The sequence below is a fragment of the Olivibacter sitiensis DSM 17696 genome, assembly GCF_000427965.1.
Taxonomy (GTDB): domain Bacteria; phylum Bacteroidota; class Bacteroidia; order Sphingobacteriales; family Sphingobacteriaceae; genus Olivibacter; species Olivibacter sitiensis.
This window is the reverse complement of the sequence record NZ_ATZA01000110.1, coordinates 1-1,390: the sequence shown is the minus strand read 5'-3', so window position 1 is coordinate 1,390 and position 1,390 is coordinate 1. Positions and strand designations below refer to the sequence as shown.

Annotated in this window: 1 protein-coding gene; it reads left to right on the top strand. The window is 38.0% G+C overall.

The genetic code is table 11. The annotated features are described in order from the left end of the window. The first annotated feature begins 36 nt into the window (after window positions 1–36). A complete protein-coding gene (locus A37S_RS0122530) occupies window positions 37–633 on the top strand; it encodes a bacteriocin fulvocin C-related protein (protein WP_028298886.1) in 597 nt (198 codons plus the stop codon). The last annotated feature ends 757 nt before the right edge of the window (window positions 634–1,390 follow it).

The following is a 1,390-nucleotide window of genomic DNA, read 5'->3' as shown; positions in this document are numbered from 1 at the left end:
TCTTTGGTGTTCCCATAATTAAATCTAACGTTTTTGATGAAAACACTCCTTAAGTTTTTAAAATATCGTGTCCACTTTTTGCTGACGATTTACAACAGGCAACAACTCTCGCATTTGAATATAGAAAGTATGGTTTCTTATAATATAGAAATCCAGAGGGCTATTTTCAACAGTTGGTCAGCTGAAAAGAAAAGAGCAGCCTGGATTGAAAAACTGCGATACATTATCGATAAAACCTTAAAATCGGAGGCTGAAATAGCACATGTCAAAAAACTTATCGACCATATTGACCAAGGTTATTATTTACTGGAAAAAAAAGATAACGAGGATGAAGGCAAAATAAGGTTTGCCATGGACTGGGTCAACCACGCACTTTTTGAGCTGAAATGGTCCAAAGAGTTCATTGCCTTTGTCGTCTATCGCCTGTATAAAAACCCCGACCAACTAAGTGATGAGATTTCCGCCTTAAAAGGTCAGGAAAATAACATGACCAGTAATGCCGAGACTGGTAACTGCCAATGCAATATCTCGGTGGATTTCTGCAGTGGGGTCAGTTGCCGTGGAGGAGGATGTTCTATACAGACTGGTTGTGGCTGGCTATGGTCGTCTACTTGCGACGGGCGATGTTTTTGATACGTAATCTGCTATCATATGCATACAAAACATGCTTTTCTTCTAATCCAATATATTTTAATAGTAGCAGTTTACTCAGTCCTACCGTCGATAAACTTCGATTCAATTCATGATGGAAGTCAAACTGGAAAAAGCTTTTTCTTTTTTTACCTAATACCTCCAATAGTAATAATTATACTGCTCAGGTTATTTCTGTACAGAACAAAAACATTTCACCTGACACTTCTGGACAAACTGTTATTGTTGTACTCCGTATACATACTTGGGAACGCCTACAGCCAGAATGTCTCATTTTTTTCTATAAGATTATTGGAATTCTGCGGCCTAGTAATACTTTATATATGGCTTCGCAGCTCCCATTACCTTTCTTTGGTCTTATGCATTATATCTTTAATTATCGGTGGTAGTATCCAAGCAATTTACGGCAATCTCCAATTGTGGGGATATCTTCCCTCCCATCACAACGTATTTAAAATTACGGGAAGTTTCTTTAACCCCGGCCCCTATTCCGGATACCTAGCAAGCGTTTTCGTGGTCGCTTTGGGTGTTTATTTTTTTCGTAATATAGAACCTAAAAGCGTACTAGCCCCGATTAAACATGTACCTTCGAGCAATGGGTTTCCAATTGCCGAAAAAAAGAGAAAAGAAGGATATGCTACTATACTAATTAACCCAAGTTGCGGGTTAATTAAAGATAAAAAGTAAGCATCAAAACCAAGAACTTTGGTTTACCACAACTAAATGTACTTGTATGATG

Bases quoted from the DNA above. Each gene is read 5' to 3' on its own strand.
- A37S_RS0122530 (WP_028298886.1), top strand. From the start codon at position 37: ATGAAAACACTCCTTAAGTTTTTAAAATATCGTGTCCACTTTTTGCTG.